Below are 17,520 nucleotides of genomic sequence, written 5' to 3'. Positions count from 1 at the left end.
TGCCATTGGTTTTTTATTCTCAAAAAAGCGGTTGTTTCCGGGGTGGGCAGACGTCTTTTCTCCCTGTACAGCAGGCGTGCACCCGTCTAGACCGGGGAAGGTCAATCCAAGCTTCAAGGGTCGGCCAAACCCGACACATCACGAGTTGCAACCCGGCCGCTCTGCACTGTGCTACGGCGTCGTAACCGAGTGCGTCACCGAACTGCACACTCTCGGTGCGTCACTGCTACAAGGCGCACCTTTTTAAGTGGGTGGTTAAACGAGCAATCCGTCTCAGATCACAATTCGTAAACACTGACCGGCGTGATACAGCGAAAAACCGGCTTCGTATAAACAACTGCGCAAGCCCGTGCCAGACAGTGGCCGCATGGGTGTGAAGGGAATCGGCAGGAGGCTGGCATCGCCGTGGCACAGATAGTCGGCAAAGGCTTTACCGACCACAGTTCCCGTGGTCACACCGCGCCCGTTGTAACCGGTGACTGCCACTAAACCGGGCGCGGGCTCGAATAAACGCATCAGGTGATCAGGCGTAAACGCGATACACCCCGTCCAGGTACATTCCCACTCCACGCCTTTCAAGTACGGGAAATAGTGCTGCTGAACGCGGTCGGCCCAGGCTTTGAGAAACCATGCGGGTTTTTGATTGCCATTGCCCAGACTGCCCAGCAATAAACGCCCTTCGGCATCACGGCGAATACTGCTGAGTACCTGACGGGTGTCCCACGAACCTTGCCCACCCGGCAGAATGCGCTTGGCACAGTCATCGGTCAGTGGCGTTGAGGCGACCTGGTAGTAATAACCGGGGAAGAAATGACGCCGCAGATCGGTCCATTCGCCTTCGGTGTAGGCATTGGAGGCCAACACCACCTGTTCGGCGCTCACCGCACCGCGTGAGGTCTGAACCGACCAGCGCTGACCCTGACGTTCCAGCCCGGTGACGGCGGAGTGATCAAACAGGCGGCCGCCCAGATCCGTGGCGGCCTTGGCCAGCCCCGAGGTGTAGGCCATGGGGTTGAGCGTACCGGCGCGACGGTCGAGCAAGGCCGCAGCTATTTTCGGCGTGCCGGTGGCCGCTTCGCAGGCGGCCCCTGTGAGTAATTCAACGGGTGCGCCGCGACGTTTCCATTGCTGCTCACGGCTGCGCAAGTCTGCTTCGCCCTTGGCATTGTGGGCCATGTGCAAGGTGCCTTCGCGCCGAAGCTGACAGTCAATGGCGTACTTGTCGATCGTGCTGAACACCAGCGCCGGGGCGGCGCCGAGCATGCGATTGAGCTGACTGCCGACCGCCTCACCAAAGCCGGATTCGATGTCATCGGGGGCGATCCACATCCCGGCATTGACCAGCCCTACATTGCGTCCCGAACCGCCATGACCGGTGCGATGAGCTTCGAGGACGCACACCGTCTTGCCTTGTTCGAGCAAATGAATGGCGGCAGACAGACCGGTAATTCCGGCACCAATGACACAGACATCGACCTTGAGTTCGCCTTTGAAGACGGTCGCTTGAGGTCGTTGCGGCGTGAGGGTTTCCCACAGACATTGTTCGCGTAAAGGCATTGCCAAGCTCCAGAAATGAAACCCAACCACGAAATCAAAAGCCCCTCACCCTAACCCTCTCCCAGAGGGAGAGGGGACTGATTTGCGGCGTTCTTAAAACCGCGTGCGGTCAGCCCCCTCTCCCATTAAAAGCGAGAACTGAATGCACGCGGACTCAAATCCTCCATCAATCCAAACCCCTCACCCTAGCCCTCTCACAGAGGGAGAGGGGACTGATTTGCGGCGTTCTTAAAACCGCGTGCGGTCAGCCCCCTCTCCCATTAAAAGCGGGAACTGAATGCACGCGGACTCAAATCCTCCATCAATCCAAACCCCTCACCCTAGCCCTCTCACAGAGGGAGAGGGGATTGACCGTGGGCGTCCGCAAATCAGCCCTGTATCCCCGAACGCGGGGGGAACTGACCGCACGCGGCCTCAAAAACACCGCAAATCAGCCCCCTCTCCCTCCGGGAGAGGGTTGGGGTGAGGGCAAGGCATCACCTCAATCGAACGTAATCCCCTGCGCAAGCGGCAGTTCAAGCGAGTAATTGACGGTATTGGTCTGACGTCGCATATACCCACGCCACGCATCCGACCCGGATTCACGGCCGCCGCCGGTTTCTTTTTCACCGCCAAACGCACCACCAATTTCAGCCCCGCTCGGCCCAATGTTGACGTTGGCAATCCCGCAGTCACTGCCCGTCGCGGACATAAACTGCTCGGCCTCACGCACATCGGTGGTGAAGATGCACGACGACAAGCCCTGCGGCACGGCGTTATTCAGACGTATCGCATCGGAAAAATCGCTGTATCCGACAACATACAAAATGGGCGCAAATGTCTCGTTACACACCACCTCACTCTGTTCTGGCATTTCCACAATCGCCGGGGCCACGTAGTAAGCATTCGGGTACTGGTCAGCCAGCTGGCGCTCACCGCCAAATACCCGCCCGCCTTCACTCAATGCTTGTTCCAGCGCATCGCGCATGTTTTCAAAGCTGTTCTGGTCGATCAGCGGCCCCACCAGATTGCCTTCAAGCGGGTGACCAATACGGATTTTGGAATACGCAGCCTTGAGTCGGGTGACGATTTCTTCTTTGACCGATTCATGGGCGATCAACCGGCGCAGGCTGGTGCAACGTTGGCCCGCGGTGCCCACGGCGCTGAACAGAATGGCGCGTACTGCCATGTCCAGGTCGGCACTCGGCGCCAGAATCATCGCGTTGTTGCCACCCAGTTCCAGAATGCTGCGAGCAAAACGGGCAGCGATTTTGGGGGCCACTTCGCGCCCCATCCGAGTGCTGCCCGTCGCACTGATCAGGGCTACACGCGGGTCATCGACCAGCGCTTCACCCGCGTCGCGACCGCCAATTATCACTTGGCTCAAGTACGGGGGCGCACCGTCAAAGGTTTTCAACACACGATCAAACAACGCTTGGCAGGCCAGCGCGGTCAGCGGGGTCTTCTCGGACGGTTTCCAAACCACAGCGTTTCCGCACACCAGCGCCAGCGTGGTGTTCCACGCCCAGACCGCCACCGGAAAGTTAAACGCGCTGATCACACCTACCACGCCCAGCGGGTGCCAAGTTTCACGCATATGGTGGCCCGGACGCTCCGAAGCGATGGTCAAGCCATAGAGCTGGCGTGACAGGCCGACCGCGAAGTCGCAGATGTCGATCATTTCCTGCACCTCACCCAGACCCTCCTGAGTGATTTTGCCCGCCTCCCACGACACCAGTTCGCCGAGGTCAGCCTTGTATTCACGCAGCAAATCACCAAACTGACGCACCAGCTCGCCACGGCGCGGGGCCGGCACCTTGCGCCACAGGTCAAAGGCATGCTCGGCACGGGTAACGTGCTGCTCGGCTTCGGCCGCACCCTCCCATTGCACAACGCCTATCTGGCTGCCATCAATGGGCGAATGCACAGGATGTTTGCCCTGTTGGTACAACGCGGGGTTTATCCCTAAACGATCCAGCAATGCGGCAACCATGGGTCACTCCTCAACTCAATAATCGGAAACTCAGGCCATTAGTTGTAGCTGGCTCAAATCGCCGCAACAAACGACCTTTAAGCGAGATATCATTCCGAAAATTCATGCTGCGCTGGTCATCCACCCAAAAGGGCCGCCCGATGCTCAATAAACGCTATCTGCCATCGATCGCCGCGCTGCAGTGCTTTGAAGCCGTGACGCGTCACTTGAGCTTTACCCGCGCAGCAGAAGAGCTGAACCTCACGCAAAGTGCAGTCAGCAAACAAGTGGCCCAGTTGGAAGATTTGCTCCAGCACTTGCTGTTCCGTCGGGTAAGGCGGCGTTTACAACTGACACCGGCTGGCGAGCTGTATCTGGTAGAAGTCCGCAAAATCCTGACCCAAGTCGAAATGTCGACCCATACGCTGCGTTCTTATGGCGGGGAAACTGAGGTACTGCGGGTGGCCACACCCTCAACCTTCGGCGCCCGCTGGCTGGTACCCCGGCTAAAAGGCTGGCGGTTACGTCATCCACACATACATCTGGACCTGTGCAATGAGCGTGTAGCCGATGAGCTGCTGCAAGGTGGCTGCGACCTGGCCTTTTACTTTGGTCAGGGCGCACGACCGGGCAGTGAATGCCTGAAACTGTTTGGCGAAGACATGGTGGCGGTTTGCGCGCCCGCGAACCTGCCAGTTTCGCCGTTCACTGACCCCACGCAACTCACCGATCTGGTTCTCCTGCAAAATGCCTCGCGCCCTCAAGCCTGGCATGAATGGTTTGAAAGCCAGGGCTATCACACAGACCACAGCTACCATGGGCCGCGCTTCGACACCTTTTATATGAGCACCCGGGCCGCTCAAGTCGGATGTGGCGTCGCCCTGCTGCCACGGTTTCTGATCGAAGAAGAATTGAACGAAGGCAAATTGGTGATTGCCTGGCCCCATTCGCTGCCCAGTCAGGACGCTTATTACCTCACGTACCCTGAGCATTCAGCGGGTGTGCCGAAGGTGCGAGCCTTTGTCAGCTGGATGATGGAGCAGTTAGATGATGCACAGGCTTGAAAAAACCGCTGGCAATACTGCCCGCGGATATGCGCCACTAGCGCCATTCATTTAAAACCGCTGAACGTCGTGACAATCAGGCACGGCCAGCATGGAGATTGCCGTTATGAGCGAGAGTGTATTTGCCGATCGCATCGTGCAGAACCTGCTCGACACCGACTTCTACAAATTGACCATGATGCAGGCGGTGCTGCACAACTACCCCAACGTCGAAGTCGAATGGGAGTTCCGCTGCCGTAACAGTGAGGATTTGCGCCCGTACCTGAACGAAATTCGCCATCAGATTGATCGTCTGGGTGAGTTGAGCATGACCCAGGACCAGCTTGGTTTTCTGGAGCGTATTACCTTTATGAAGCCGGATTTCATTCGGTTTCTCGGGCTGTTCCGCTTCAACCTGCGCTACGTGCACACCGGCATCGAGAACGGCGAGCTGTTTATCCGCCTGCGCGGGCCGTGGCTGCACGTCATCCTCTTTGAAGTGCCGTTGCTGGCGATTGTCAGCGAGGTGCGCAACCGCTCACGCTATGCCGACACCGTGCTTTCTCAGGCGCGCGAGCAGTTGTACCGCAAGTTCGACTGGCTTCAGGCCAATGCCAGCACAGAAGAATTGTCCGAGCTTCAAGTCGCCGATTTCGGAACGCGCCGTCGATTTTCGTACCGCGTACAAGAAGAAGTGGTCAGCGTGCTCAAGCACGATTTCCCCGGACGCTTCGTCGGCACCAGCAACGTTCACCTGTCCCGCGAGCTGGACATGAAACCGCTGGGCACGATGGCCCACGAGTGGATCATGGCGCATCAGCAACTCGGCCCCCGGCTGATCGACAGCCAGAGCGCCGCACTGGATTGCTGGGTACGGGAGTATCGCGGCCTGCTGGGGATTGCCCTGACCGACTGCATCACCACTGACGCCTTCCTGAAAGATTTCGACCTGTACTTTGCCAAGCTGTTTGACGGCTTGCGCCATGACTCGGGCGACCCTGTGGTCTGGGCCGAAAAATGCATCGCCCATTACCACCAGCTCGGCATTGATCCGATGAGCAAGACACTGGTGTTCTCCGACAGCTTGACCTTGCCCCGTTCGCTGGAGATCTTCCGGGCGCTGCGCGGCAGGATCAATGTCAGCTTTGGCATTGGCACCAATCTGACCTGCGACATTCCGGGTGTGGAGCCGATGAGCATCGTGCTTAAAATGACGGGCTGCAATGGCTCGCCGGTGGCGAAGATTTCCGATGAGCCGGGCAAGACCCATTGCTCCGACCCTAATTTCGCCGCCTACTTGCGCCACGTTTTCCAAGTTCCCGAACAGTCCCCCAAGGAGTGAATCATGCAGGCCGTACAGCGTCAGATTGCTGAAGACCTCAAGGTCCAGCCACCGTTTAAAAACCAGGACGCGCTGGAGGCTGAGGTCGCCCGCCGTATCACCTTTATTCAGTGCTGCCTGGTCAACTCCGGGCTCAAGACGCTAGTGCTGGGCATCAGCGGCGGGGTGGATTCGCTGACCGCAGGGTTGATGGCCCAGAAAGCCGTCAAGCAACTGCGTGAACAGTCCGGCGATCAGGCCTATCGTTTTATTGCCGTGCGCCTGCCCTATGGCGTGCAGCAGGATGAAGCGGATGCGACCGCTTGCGTCAATTACATCAACCCTGATGAACGCCAAACAGTGAATATTGGCCCGGCCGTCAAGGCGCTGGCGGCCGAGGTCACAGCGTTTGAAGGCAAATCACCTGCAACCGTGGATTTTGTGCTGGGCAATACCAAGGCACGAATGCGCATGGTGGCGCAGTACACAATTGCGGGCGCAACGGGCGGGTTGGTGATTGGCACCGACCACGCGGCCGAGGCGGTGATGGGTTTCTTTACCAAGTTCGGTGACGGCTCTTGCGACCTCGCGCCGTTGAGCGGGCTGGTGAAGAACCAAGTGCGGGCGATTGCACGCTTTTTCGAAGCGCCTGAGTACCTGGTCGAGAAAATCCCGACGGCGGATCTTGAAGACTTGGCGCCGGGCAAGCCTGACGAGGCGTCCCACGGTGTGACGTATGCCGAGATTGATGCCTTTTTACACGGCGAGCCGGTGAGCGAAGAAGCCTTCAACATCATCTGCAAGACGTACGAAAAAACTCAGCACAAGCGTGAGATGCCGTTCGCGCCTTAAGCCTGCGTACATCGTTTGCCCTCACCCCAACCCTCTCCCGGAGGGAGAGGGTGTCGACGGGTGGCGTTGCGCAAATTTTCTTTTGATTGAGTCCCCTCTCCCTCCGGGAGAGGGCTAGGGTGAGGGGCTCATCGTCCAGCCTGAAAAAACGGAATGACCCCCACGCTTTTTTTCGCTTGTCGCCCCGGCCTCCAAACGCTTTGATAGACGCCTGTCTCGTCACCAGAGCCTGCCCCATGCCTGCCTTTGATGGTTTGTTCACACTCGTAGAGTCCGTTCTCGGCCAACCCGCGGCCCACTGGCTGCGCGCCCATGTCGAGGTGCCCCAAGCCTTGCAGCGCTTCAACTGGAGCACGCAGGCCGTGCATCGGGCCTGGTTGGCCGAAGCCCTAAACCTGTGTTTGCTGCACAAACTGGTGAATGCCGTCCCTGACGGCCTGCGCTATGTCGAAGAACAAGCGCAACAAGGTCGAAGAGTCGTGTTCGACCATGGCGCTATTCGTACCGTGGACTGGGCACTCAACGGCCAACTGCCCCGTGGCCGTCAGGCATTTACCCGATTGCTGGAGCCACTAGGCTTTACCGATGTACGCACCTACCCTTTGACCAAACTGAATATGACCGGCTGGGGCTATCAACACAGGGATCTGCCCGAAGACATTGCACAATTTTTTGTCTCGGAATTACACCCCGGACGATTCAGCGAGGCATTTCAACAGGCCGTTAGCCGTGTGGTCGCTTCCAGCCTTGACCCGCTTCACGACGAACACCAGCACATCCTCAAGTGCCTGCAACTCACCCGTCATTGCAGCCTGCAAGAAGCCAACACATTGTTACCCGCGCTCTACCGGGCGTTTGAGCGTCAACACGGCATCGTTTCGGAAGCCGACTATCAATGCCTGCTCAGCGAAAGCGCTGAAATGGCCTGGATTGCCACCGAAGGCAACAGCTTCAACCACCTCACTGATCGCGTCGCAGATCTTCAAGCCTGCGTCGCCCAACAGCGTGAGTTGCAGCGGCCGATGAAAGACAGCATTGAGGTGTCGGCGTCAGGTCGGGTTATGCAAACGGCTTATCGCGCCTGCACCGTGACGCGAGGGTTGACCGATGCGCAGGGGCAACTTCGCGAACACTCAGTGCCAGGATCGTTTGTCGAGTTCATCCAGCGCAAGATCGACCCGGAGACGGGCCATATCGACTTGAATTTCGACAGCAGCAATGCCCAAGGCATTTTCAAAATGACCGACTCAAAAGCCTGACGCGGAATGCAAAAAGCCCTGACGGCGTACGGCACGTCAGGGCTTTTGAACGTGAACCGGATTCTTATTTAAGAACCACAGCACCTTTCATCATCGAGTTGTGGCCCGGGAAGGTGCAGAAAAACTCATAGTCTTCACCCGCCTTGAGCTTAGACACATCGAAGGTCACGGAGTCTTTCTCGCCAGCGCCAATCACTTTGGTGTGGGCAATCACGCGCTCGTCGCCGTCCTTGAGGTAGTTTTTGTCCAGGCCGGCCGCAATCCCGTCAGTGGAGACAGCCTGCATGTCGGCTTTTTTGCTCAGCACCCAGTTATGCCCCATCACGTTTTTAGGCAAGTTGCCGGAGTGCTCCAGGTTAACGGTGAAGGTTTTGCACGACTTGTCGATCACGATTTCTTTGGTGTTGAATGACATTTGATCAGTCGAGTCGACCGTCACTGCACACTCGGCTGCCAGCAAATGGCCGCTGGCCAGGGTCAACAGGGATACCGCAACAGCTTTAGCGAACATGGTTTCTCTCCAAGGCAGGGTACAAAAAACACATAATTTGTATACAGGTTGCACGAAAATGGTCGCATTGCCAATGACCCACGTCATGCTCCCTGTGTATAAAAGGCACTATGAACCCTCTTAACGAACCGTAAACGCTCAACCTTAGGGCTGTATCGACCGATTGGTTCCGTTACACCCCGGAATTAATCCACCTCGCGTTTTTTGAGCGGTGTAAAGTCGTCAAAGCCGCGCAAAAGATCGCCTTGCAAAAACCCAGCTAACGGCTAAGCACTAATACAGGGCAGAATACGCGCCGCTCAACTTCCCTTCGAGCCCCAGAGGATCGCCCATGGCCAAACCAAACTATAACTTCGCTAAGCGTCAAAGAGACTTGGCTAAAGAGCAGAAGAAAGAGGAAAAGCTTGCGCGCAAGAAAGCCGCAGCTGAAGAAGGCACTGTAGAGCCGGGCACTGAAACCGACACCGACGTCGATGAGCAAGGTGATGTTGTCGCTGAAACGACCGACACACCTGAAGAAAAAGCTCCAAACGCGTAACCCCCACGGCCCGGTTATCCACAACCCGGCCCACAGGATCTGTGATCAGGATCAGCAGCGCGCCTGCTGATCCTCGCAGATAGCCTGAGCGTCATTCAGACGCCTTAAGAGCCACTCCCCTTACTCAGCCGCAGCAAATAGCCTACAAGTGCGTGGCAGGCTTCTCAGCGCCCAGAAACCACAACGCCAGCCCGAAGGCTGGCGTTGATCACTTTCCTCCGTAGCAGCTGCCGCAGGCTGCGTCCGACGACAGCGTCGTCGTAAATTCAGAAATCACAGTGCGACTGTAAAATCGCGATTACTGGTTTTACGATCGCTGCGCAATCGGACGCTGCCTTCGGCAGCTGCTACGAATTAGGTCTTAGCGAGGCACAGCCGGTTTGCGGGTTGGCTTTTGGCCTTTGCCACCCTTGGCCGCTTCATGACGCTCTTTGGCCGCCTGCTTGTTACGGGCGAATGCCGCAGCCTTGGCCTGCTCGCGTTTGTCCCACGGGTTACCACCGTCGCTGGCACGTGGCGGCAAGCCCGTGTGCTGGGTCAGGATTTTGGTGGTCTTTTCTCCAGCCACTTTATGGCTGCCAGCCGGCGTCGAGTTTTTGCGACGCGCACTCTGGTAGCTGTCAGTCGCCGGCTGATGCAGGGGAATCAACTGATCTTTACCCGAGCCGATCAGGTCAGCGCGGCCCATGCGGGTCAGCGCTTCACGCAGCATCGGCCAGCCTTTCGGGTCGTGGTAGCGCAAGAACGCCTTGTGCAGACGGCGCTGCTCTTCGCTCTTGACGATGGTGACCGAATCGCTCTTGTACGTGACCTTGCGCAGCGGGTTCTTGCCCGAGTGGTACATCGCCGTAGCGGTAGCCATTGGCGAAGGGTAGAACGCTTGCACCTGATCCGCCCGGAAGCCGTTGCCCTTGAGCCACAGCGCCAGGTTCATCATGTCTTCGTCTTTGGTGCCAGGGTGAGCGGCGATGAAGTAAGGAATCAGGTACTGCTCTTTGCCCGCTTCCTTGGTGTACTTCTCGAACATGCGCTTGAACTTGTCATAGCTGCCAATGCCCGGCTTCATCATTTGATTGAGCGGACCTTCCTCGGTGTGTTCCGGGGCGATCTTGAGGTAACCACCAACGTGGTGCGTCACCAGCTCTTTTACGTATTCCGGCGACTCGACCGCAAGGTCATAGCGCAAGCCGGAAGCAATCAGAATCTTCTTCACACCCGGCAGGGCACGGGCGCTGCGATACAGCTGAATCAACGACGAATGGTCGGTATTCAGGTTCGGGCAGATACCAGGGAACACGCAGGACGGCTTGCGACACGCGGATTCGATTTCCGGCGTTTTGCAGGCGATGCGATACATGTTCGCGGTCGGGCCACCGAGGTCAGAGATGACGCCGGTAAAGCCGGGCACCTTGTCGCGGATCTCTTCAATCTCACGAATAATCGATTCTTCAGAACGGTTCTGAATGATGCGGCCTTCGTGCTCGGTAATGGAGCAGAAGGTGCAGCCGCCGAAGCAGCCACGCATGATGTTCACCGAGAAGCGGATCATGTCGTAGGCCGGGATTTTTTCCTTGCCGTACGCAGGATGCGGAACACGTGCGTAAGGCATGCCAAACACGTAGTCCATTTCTTCGGTGGTCATTGGAATCGGAGGCGGGTTGAACCACACATCCACTTCGCCATGCTTCTGCACCAACGCACGGGCATTGCCCGGGTTGGTTTCGAGGTGAAGCACGCGGTTGGCGTGAGCGTAGAGAACGGAGTCGCCACGCACTTTCTCAACCGACGGCAGACGGATCACCGTCTTGTCGCGGGTCATGCGCGGGCTGGCCAGAATTTGCACCACTTGGGCTTCATTCGGGTCTTCAACCGGGCCTTTTTCCTGCTCAATGGCGCAGGCTTGAGTGTCCTGGGTGTTCACGTACGGGTTGATGATCTTGTCGATCTTGCCCGGACGGTCGATACGCGTGGAGTCGACTTCGTACCAGTCTTTTGGCGTATCGCGACGAATGAACGCGGTGCCGCGCACATCGGTAATGTCTTCAATCTTGTGGCCGTACGACAAGCGCTGGGCAACTTCGACAATGGCACGCTCGGCGTTGCCGTACAGCAGGATGTCGGCGCAGGCGTCGATCAGGATCGAGTTGCGGACACGGTCCTGCCAGTAGTCGTAATGCGCGATACGGCGCAGGGACGCTTCAATCCCACCGAGCACGATCGGTACGTGTTTGTAGGCTTCTTTACAACGCTGGCTGTACACCAGACTCGCGCGATCCGGACGTTTGCCGGCCATGCCACCTGGGGTGTAGGCGTCATCGGAACGAATCTTTTTGTCGGCGGTGTAGCGGTTGATCATCGAGTCCATGTTGCCGGCCGCGACGCCGAAGAACAGGTTCGGCTCGCCCAGCTTCATGAAGTCGTCTTTGGACTGCCAGTTCGGCTGCGCAATGATGCCCACACGGAAGCCCTGAGACTCCAGCAAGCGACCGATGATGGCCATGCCAAACGACGGGTGATCGACATACGCATCACCGGTGACGATGATGATGTCGCATGAATCCCAGCCAAGCTGATCCATCTCCTCCCTGCTCATCGGCAGGAATGGCGCTGGACCGAAACATTCGGCCCAGTACTTCGGATAGTCAAATAGTGGCTTGGCTGCTTGCATGTCGATGACCGGTGTTGAGTGCAAAAAGGAGCGCGTCATTTCCTAAGAAATTCGCGGGCGCGGAATATAGCACAAAAAATAACCAATTCCGACGGCAATGGTCGGCTTTATTCCAGCCCGTACGCAGGGTTGCATACACGATTAGTCCATCTAATGGGCCTATTTAGCTGAACGTTAATTAGAAAAAGCGTGGGTAATCTCCTTGCAACACTCTTCACCCAAGGCTAAAGCTATGACCCATGCTCGCTCTTCTTCCGGGCTTCCCCCTGTATCTATCCATGCTGACTTTATAAAAGAACGCTTACCCAGTTGGGCAACAAAAGCCCGCCCGGCCATACTCGCAGAACTGCGTAGTAGTCTGATCAGAAACAATCAATCGCGGCACGACCTCAATGAATTATTGGGTCAAGTGCAAAGTCCTGAGATCTTCGTCCGCCCTCTATTTAGAGACGCCCTTAGACGACATTTAAGGGGACTTGACGCTGACAAAACTCTGTTTGTTCGCGAATGGCGCAATCAGCATCTGCTCGGTTTGTACAGCACCCATGCCCGAACAACAGAACAATCCTTGTTAGAAGCGGCACTGCAAAATTTTGAGCCCTCGGAAGCAGAAAGTGGCGGCATTGAGGAAGGTTCGGGGCTGTTTCTGCCGACAGCTAACGGGCGAATGCGAGCCCAGACCCCGCCGATTGCTTTTGCTGCATTTTGCCGCCGCCTTGATTTAGGCAGCCGTTACCAACGTCATCTGGACGATTTTTTCGATCCCCCTCCCCAATCGGACGCCTTACAGACGTCGCCCACCCCACGTCAGGTTTTACGCGCATATGAACAAAGCAGCTTTGAAAGCGCCCTGCACTTGGCACTCGTCAAAGGCGAAATCAGCACTGAACTGTATCAGCAATTATTTAACCTTCAGCGCGATGGACTGCATCCGGATTTAATCTGTAATCATCTGACCATTAACGGCGTAACACTGCCCGGAGTTCTGGTGATCCGGGACCGTCACTTCGACAGAAGTCAGATTCTTTACACTCCTCATGATCCAGTCGCAATGTTTCGCAGACACGCCTCAATGGACGTGCTCAAGGATGAGTTGGCCAAGCGCTTGCTGAATGCTCACTACCTTGAGTTCTTTAACCGATTTGTCCCTCTGCGTTATCGTGGCCAGCTGATCACTATCACCCCCGCACGAATTGATTCACGGCCTGTAGGGCGACCCATCGGCCTTTTGCCCGCCAAAGTAGATCAAACGATCAGCCCCACGCCTATCACCGGCAATATTTTCCATGCCATCGCTGAACACCGTATTAACCACATCAAAAGTGATGCTCGTGTGTTGGTTGTACCGACTGCAGATGCTGACTTGCGAGGTCGCGAGGCACGCCTGCAACGCTATAAAGAAATCGGGACGTCTATACTCGTTTTCGCTGCATCGTTCATTCCGATTGTGGGCGAGGCACTGTTGACTGTGACAGGGCTACAACTGATTAGCAGTGTCTACAACGGCTTTTCTGCCTGGAGCCGTGGCGATAGTGATCAAGCTCTGAATGAATTGCTGGATGTGATGGACACTGTCGCTTTGGGACTGGCCACAGCAGGCGCCGTCAAGACGGCAGGCTTCACAACAAAACTGGTGAAAGTGCAGCTCAAGAATCAATCATGGCGGTTATGGAATCCAGATTTGACGCCTTACCGTAGCCTTCATGAGTTGCCCGAAGGCTTGCCTGTGAACGCACAAGGGCTCTATGAACACAACCAGCGGCACTATTTGAAGCTGGGGAAAGATTTACTGCATGAGGTCAAACAGGATCCGCAAACTCAACAGTGGTATGTAGAGCATCCGTTCAGTGAGGCGGCATACACCCCTGCTTTGCTAACCAATGGCGTGGGGACGTGGCGGCACGCGCATGAAGCGGTCAAGAACTGGGATGATTCAACGCTCCTGACCCGAGTGGGCCCCGACGCCTTAAGCATTGATCAACCTGAATTCGAACCCATTCTTAAAATTAGCAATGTAAACATCGAGCAGCTGCGTCACGTGCATCTGGACATGGTTCGCCCCCCACCTCAGCTGCGGGACACGTTAAAACATTTCTATATCGAAAAAGAAATTAACCAATTCACGATGAACCGTGCCGAAGGCATCACGGTGTCCGCTTATTCCCCGCTCATCCAATTCCATCTGCTTTGTTTACTGCCGGAATGGCCCGCCCAAACCGTATTGAAAATTGTCGATGACAAGCAAAACACGGTTCTGAGTTTCGGGGCGCAGGGTACAGACATTTTAATTAACGAAGAAAAATTCAGGAAAGGTGAGCTGTTGCATGCACTTGAGCAGAAAATACCTGCGCATGTGTTTGAGCAATTGGCACAAACAGACTCAATACCGTTCGAAGCCAGGCGACACTTCAGTAACGTCTCAAGACTGGCATCTCGGTTAAGTGAAGAGGCAATGCATCACAAACAACGGATATTCACTTGGTTATGTGAATACAGCGAAAAACCGGTCACGCCGGTCGAGAAACAACTGAGCGAAATAATCCCACTGCTCACGAAAAGCCAGTTGGAAGAGATGTCAGCCGTGCTCGGTGAACATGAAAAGAGTCGATTGTTACTGGAACAAAGCCTGACGTCAGATCAACGCTGGGAAGCCGACCAATATATTCGGCAATCCGAGACACTGCGGATTCGCGAAGGTCTTTACCTGGATTCGGTCAGCACACCTCAAAGCTTGAGCATGACGCTGTTCACGCTCGAACAGCTTCCGGGCTGGCCCACTTCTCACTGCATAGAAATCCGGGACCAGACATTCCACGGAGATCTTCTTGGCCGTGCCGGGCCTGGCAATGCTGGAACGCTGTATACCCTTACGCGCGAAGGTGAACTATACGGTGTATTTTCTTCGGCAGGTGTACGCCTAAGTGAACCGACTGACCTGTGCAGCGCCGTTGAACACACGCTCTGCGGCACACAACGCCAAGTTATTGCCTCCCGCACCAACACGGCTTCAGTTAAGCAAGCTGCACGCGAACTCAGCATGGAGTTACTGGCGAACTCTGCCCCAACGGCCAGAGGAAAACTTAACGAGGTGAAAATCCCGCCCAAACCTTTGCAACCCTTCGATCCTCTTTTTGCAGAACACATACGCCCGGTGATGAACACACTGCGTAACGACGGTATTTATGAAAGCGTGCCGTCGACTGGCGGAGAAAACCGCTACTACGTGCTGCAAAACGCCCGTTACTATCAGATCAAGAGGAACCCAGTGGGATGGCAACTGATCGATGCTCGCAGCCCTTTCAGAGCATACAAGCCCTATGTGAGCAGAAACGCTCAAGGCGAATGGGGCATTGATCCAAATAGTGGGGCGCTCTATGGCGGAATGCCTGATTCACCGCCCAGGCGCTTAAGTGTAGACACCAACGTTGATTCGCAACACTCGTCTGGAAAGGCTCAAGCAAGTATCTCTGAGGCCAGCTCGGAAGCTGATTTCACTTCAATGGTCTCTGCCGAAGAGTATCCCCGCTCAATCCCTTCTGAAAGTTCTTACCAAACGGGCGAAGAGGCCTCGAACCCTGCTCCTTATACACAGCAGGAACTTGCGCAAATGCACTCCAGAGCGAACTATCAACACAGCCAGAACTATCGGCACCAATACAATCGCGCCAACAATGGCCGTTACCCATTGCGAGATGTTGACGGTCAACCGTTACGTATCAAATTTATTCAAGCGGTGGCCAAGTCTCACACCACAGAAACAACAATCCATAAAGACCTAGTATTGCCCTATCTCAAATGGGAAGGTTTTGATGAAGTCGCGCGTTTGTAAGACGAAAAGTTGGAAGTGGTCCCTTTCACAGCAGAACATCAAAAATTCCCCCAAGAGTCGAGCTTGATTGGAGAATCCACTGTTATTAGTCGCAGGGTCATTCAAAAAGGTGAGGTTCTGGGCGTCTATGGCGGCGAGTTGCTGCCAACCCCGGTGGCGACCTTTCGTAAAGACCCTTATTTAATGGATATAAGGGCTAAAAACCCGCCAAAAGATGACACGCCCGGACACCCCTCGATGATGACCCGTGAGGTGATGTTGTCTGGCGACAACATCACCTCACGTATCAATACGATTTTCGATTACGAAGACGGACGACCTGTCAGACAAGCTGCGTCTGGTTATAACGTCGAAAGTGCACCTTTTGACGTGGATGTGCAAAAAGGCAATGCACCCTGGAAACGAATGAGCTTGTGTATCTTGTTTGCCAGCGAGCAGATTGAAGCCGGGGCAGAATTGCGCTGGAATTATTGCTACCCGGAATCGAACGTTAGAAAGCTATTTGGAGCACCTGCCGCGAGCACTTCATCAGGCGTGCCGAAGCCTTAGTCATCGTCGAAGTTATAACTGCCCGGCGCCAGGTTTTCGAAGCGGGTGTATTTGCCGATAAAGGCGAGTCGCGTCGTCCCGATCGGGCCGTTACGCTGCTTGCCGATGATGATTTCGGCAATGCCTTTGTGTTCCGTCTCGGGGTGATACACCTCATCCCGATACACGAACATGATCACGTCGGCATCCTGCTCGATGGCGCCGGATTCACGCAAGTCGGAGTTGATCGGGCGTTTGTTCGGGCGCTGCTCAAGGGAACGGTTGAGCTGCGAGAGGGCAACTACCGGGCAATTGAACTCCTTGGCCAAGGCTTTCAAGGAACGCGAGATTTCGGAAATCTCGTTGGTACGGTTATCACCGCCCGAACCCGGAATCTGCATGAGTTGCAGGTAGTCGATCATGATCAGGCCGATGTCGCCGTGCTCACGCACCAGACGTCGGGTACGGGCGCGCATTTCCGAAGGGCTGATACCCGCGGTGTCATCGATGAACAACTTGCGGTCGTTGAGCAGGTTGACCGCCGAGGTCAGGCGCGGCCAATCGTCATCTTCAAGACGTCCGGCACGAACCTTGGTCTGGTCGATGCGCCCAAGCGAGGACAACATACGCATGATCAGCGATTCACCTGGCATCTCCAGCGAGTAAACCAGTACAGCCTTCTCGCTGCGCAACACGGCGTTTTCCACCAGGTTCATCGCAAAGGTGGTTTTACCCATCGATGGACGACCGGCGACGATGATCAAGTCCGCAGGCTGCAAGCCGCTGGTCATGCCATCCAGGTCGGTGTAGCCGGTGGACAGGCCCGTGATGGCGTTGTCGGTGTTGAACAGCGTGTCGATGCGGTCGATGGCTTTGGTCAGCAGGTCGTTGACGCTGACCGGGCCGCCGGTTTTTGGCCGGGCCTCGGCAATCGCAAAGATCTGCCGTTCAGCTTCATCGAGAATCTCTTCAGCGCTGCGCCCTTCGGGGTTGAACGCGCTGTCGGCAATCTCGGTGCTGATGCCGATGAGCTGACGCAAAGTCGCACGCTGGCGCACGATCTGGGCGTAAGCCTTGATGTTGGCGACAGACGGTGTGTTTTTCGCCAGTTCGCCCAGGTAACCCAGGCCACCCACTTGTGAAGTCTGACCTTCCTTGTCCAATTGCTCGGCAAGGGTCACGACGTCAATCGGGGAGTTCTGGTCAGCCAGTTTGGCGATGGCGCGGAAGATCAGGCGGTGGTCATGTCGATAGAAATCACCGTCCGAGACCTGATCCAGCACGCGTTCCCAGGCGTTGTTGTCCAGCATCAAACCACCAAGCACAGCCTGTTCGGCCTCGATGGAATGCGGAGGCACCTTCAGGGCTGCGGTTTGTAGATCGTATTGCTCAGGAGCGGAGATATCGTTCATGGCCACTTGAATTTGAAAAAGCAGGGGTTTGAAAATCAGGATCAGCAGAAA

12 protein-coding genes are annotated in these 17,520 nt (G+C 56.0%); 7 read left to right on the top strand and 5 right to left on the bottom strand.

The features are described 5' to 3' along the window. Positions 1–273: 273 nt before the first annotated feature. The gene (locus ACI7MX_RS04425) at positions 274–1,557 is read right to left on the bottom strand and encodes an NAD(P)/FAD-dependent oxidoreductase (protein ID WP_405585255.1); all 1,284 of its coding nucleotides are present in this window, start codon (positions 1,555–1,557) and stop codon (positions 274–276) included. Positions 1,558–2,038: 481 nt separating this feature from the next. Then, on the bottom strand, positions 2,039–3,529 hold the full coding sequence (locus ACI7MX_RS04420) for an aldehyde dehydrogenase family protein (protein ID WP_314484534.1): 1,491 nt from the start codon (positions 3,527–3,529) through the stop codon (positions 2,039–2,041). 140 nt (positions 3,530–3,669) lie between these two features. Between ACI7MX_RS04420 and ACI7MX_RS04415 the strand changes: the two genes are divergently transcribed. The 4 genes from ACI7MX_RS04415 to ACI7MX_RS04400 all read left to right on the top strand — a co-directional run bounded on the left by ACI7MX_RS04415 (position 3,670) and on the right by ACI7MX_RS04400 (position 7,983). After that, a complete protein-coding gene (locus tag ACI7MX_RS04415) occupies positions 3,670–4,572 on the top strand; it encodes a LysR family transcriptional regulator (RefSeq protein ID WP_405585252.1) in 903 nt (300 codons plus the stop codon). A gap of 106 nt (positions 4,573–4,678) precedes the next feature. After that, positions 4,679–5,893, top strand: a complete 1,215-nt coding sequence (pncB, locus tag ACI7MX_RS04410) for a nicotinate phosphoribosyltransferase (RefSeq protein ID WP_314484540.1) — start codon at positions 4,679–4,681, stop codon at positions 5,891–5,893. A gap of 3 nt (positions 5,894–5,896) precedes the next feature. Further along, the gene (gene nadE, locus ACI7MX_RS04405; RefSeq protein WP_405585248.1) at positions 5,897–6,724 is read left to right on the top strand and encodes an ammonia-dependent NAD(+) synthetase; all 828 of its coding nucleotides are present in this window, start codon (positions 5,897–5,899) and stop codon (positions 6,722–6,724) included. Positions 6,725–6,960: 236 nt separating this feature from the next. Continuing rightward, on the top strand, positions 6,961–7,983 hold the full coding sequence (locus tag ACI7MX_RS04400) for a DUF1338 domain-containing protein (protein ID WP_405585245.1): 1,023 nt from the start codon (positions 6,961–6,963) through the stop codon (positions 7,981–7,983). Positions 7,984–8,047: 64 nt separating this feature from the next. On the opposite strand, the gene azu is transcribed toward ACI7MX_RS04400, so the two are convergent. After that, entirely contained in the window at positions 8,048–8,494 is a 447-nt protein-coding gene (gene azu / locus ACI7MX_RS04395; RefSeq protein ID WP_314484550.1) for an azurin, read from the bottom strand. A 331-nt stretch (positions 8,495–8,825) separates the two neighbouring features. Between azu and ACI7MX_RS04390 the strand changes: the two genes are divergently transcribed. Beyond that, entirely contained in the window at positions 8,826–9,032 is a 207-nt protein-coding gene (locus ACI7MX_RS04390) for a hypothetical protein (protein WP_122785062.1), read from the top strand. Positions 9,033–9,393: 361 nt separating this feature from the next. Here the strand turns inward: ACI7MX_RS04390 and ACI7MX_RS04385 are convergent, their stop codons facing one another. Next, a complete protein-coding gene (locus ACI7MX_RS04385; protein WP_122785063.1) occupies positions 9,394–11,700 on the bottom strand; it encodes a YgiQ family radical SAM protein in 2,307 nt (768 codons plus the stop codon). 232 nt (positions 11,701–11,932) lie between these two features. On the opposite strand from ACI7MX_RS04385, the gene ACI7MX_RS04380 reads away from it, so the two are divergent. Both ACI7MX_RS04380 and ACI7MX_RS04375 read left to right on the top strand, forming a co-directional pair. Beyond that, positions 11,933–15,529: a dermonecrotic toxin domain-containing protein gene (locus ACI7MX_RS04380; protein WP_405585242.1), complete on the top strand. Its 3,597-nt coding sequence runs from the start codon at positions 11,933–11,935 to the stop codon at positions 15,527–15,529. Positions 15,530–15,592: 63 nt separating this feature from the next. Further along, positions 15,593–16,078 carry a hypothetical protein gene (locus tag ACI7MX_RS04375; protein WP_405585239.1) on the top strand — a complete coding sequence of 162 codons (486 nt, stop codon included), beginning with the start codon at positions 15,593–15,595 and terminating at the stop codon, positions 16,076–16,078. On the opposite strand, the gene dnaB is transcribed toward ACI7MX_RS04375, so the two are convergent. Beyond that, positions 16,075–17,469 carry a replicative DNA helicase gene (gene dnaB, locus ACI7MX_RS04370; RefSeq protein WP_016783319.1) on the bottom strand — a complete coding sequence of 465 codons (1,395 nt, stop codon included), beginning with the start codon at positions 17,467–17,469 and terminating at the stop codon, positions 16,075–16,077. The genes ACI7MX_RS04375 and dnaB overlap by 4 nt on opposite strands. Positions 17,470–17,520: the final 51 nt, after the last annotated feature.

Origin of the sequence: Pseudomonas sp. 2024-210 (assembly GCF_045062345.1) — a bacterium.
GTDB lineage: Bacteria > Pseudomonadota > Gammaproteobacteria > Pseudomonadales > Pseudomonadaceae > Aquipseudomonas.
This window is presented reverse-complemented; position numbering and strand designations above follow the sequence as displayed.

Coding starts and splice junctions, on each gene's coding strand:
- ACI7MX_RS04400 (WP_405585245.1), top strand. CDS start 6,961: ATGCCTGCCTTTGATGGTTTGTTCACACTCGTAGAGTCCGTTCTCGGC.
- ACI7MX_RS04385 (WP_122785063.1), bottom strand. CDS start 11,700: ATGCAAGCAGCCAAGCCACTATTTGACTATCCGAAGTACTGGGCCGAA.
- dnaB (WP_016783319.1), bottom strand. CDS start 17,469: ATGAACGATATCTCCGCTCCTGAGCAATACGATCTACAAACCGCAGCC.
- nadE (WP_405585248.1), top strand. CDS start 5,897: ATGCAGGCCGTACAGCGTCAGATTGCTGAAGACCTCAAGGTCCAGCCA.
- pncB (WP_314484540.1), top strand. CDS start 4,679: ATGAGCGAGAGTGTATTTGCCGATCGCATCGTGCAGAACCTGCTCGAC.
- ACI7MX_RS04425 (WP_405585255.1), bottom strand. CDS start 1,557: ATGCCTTTACGCGAACAATGTCTGTGGGAAACCCTCACGCCGCAACGA.
- ACI7MX_RS04420 (WP_314484534.1), bottom strand. CDS start 3,529: ATGGTTGCCGCATTGCTGGATCGTTTAGGGATAAACCCCGCGTTGTAC.
- ACI7MX_RS04390 (WP_122785062.1), top strand. CDS start 8,826: ATGGCCAAACCAAACTATAACTTCGCTAAGCGTCAAAGAGACTTGGCT.
- ACI7MX_RS04380 (WP_405585242.1), top strand. CDS start 11,933: ATGACCCATGCTCGCTCTTCTTCCGGGCTTCCCCCTGTATCTATCCAT.
- azu (WP_314484550.1), bottom strand. CDS start 8,494: ATGTTCGCTAAAGCTGTTGCGGTATCCCTGTTGACCCTGGCCAGCGGC.
- ACI7MX_RS04415 (WP_405585252.1), top strand. CDS start 3,670: ATGCTCAATAAACGCTATCTGCCATCGATCGCCGCGCTGCAGTGCTTT.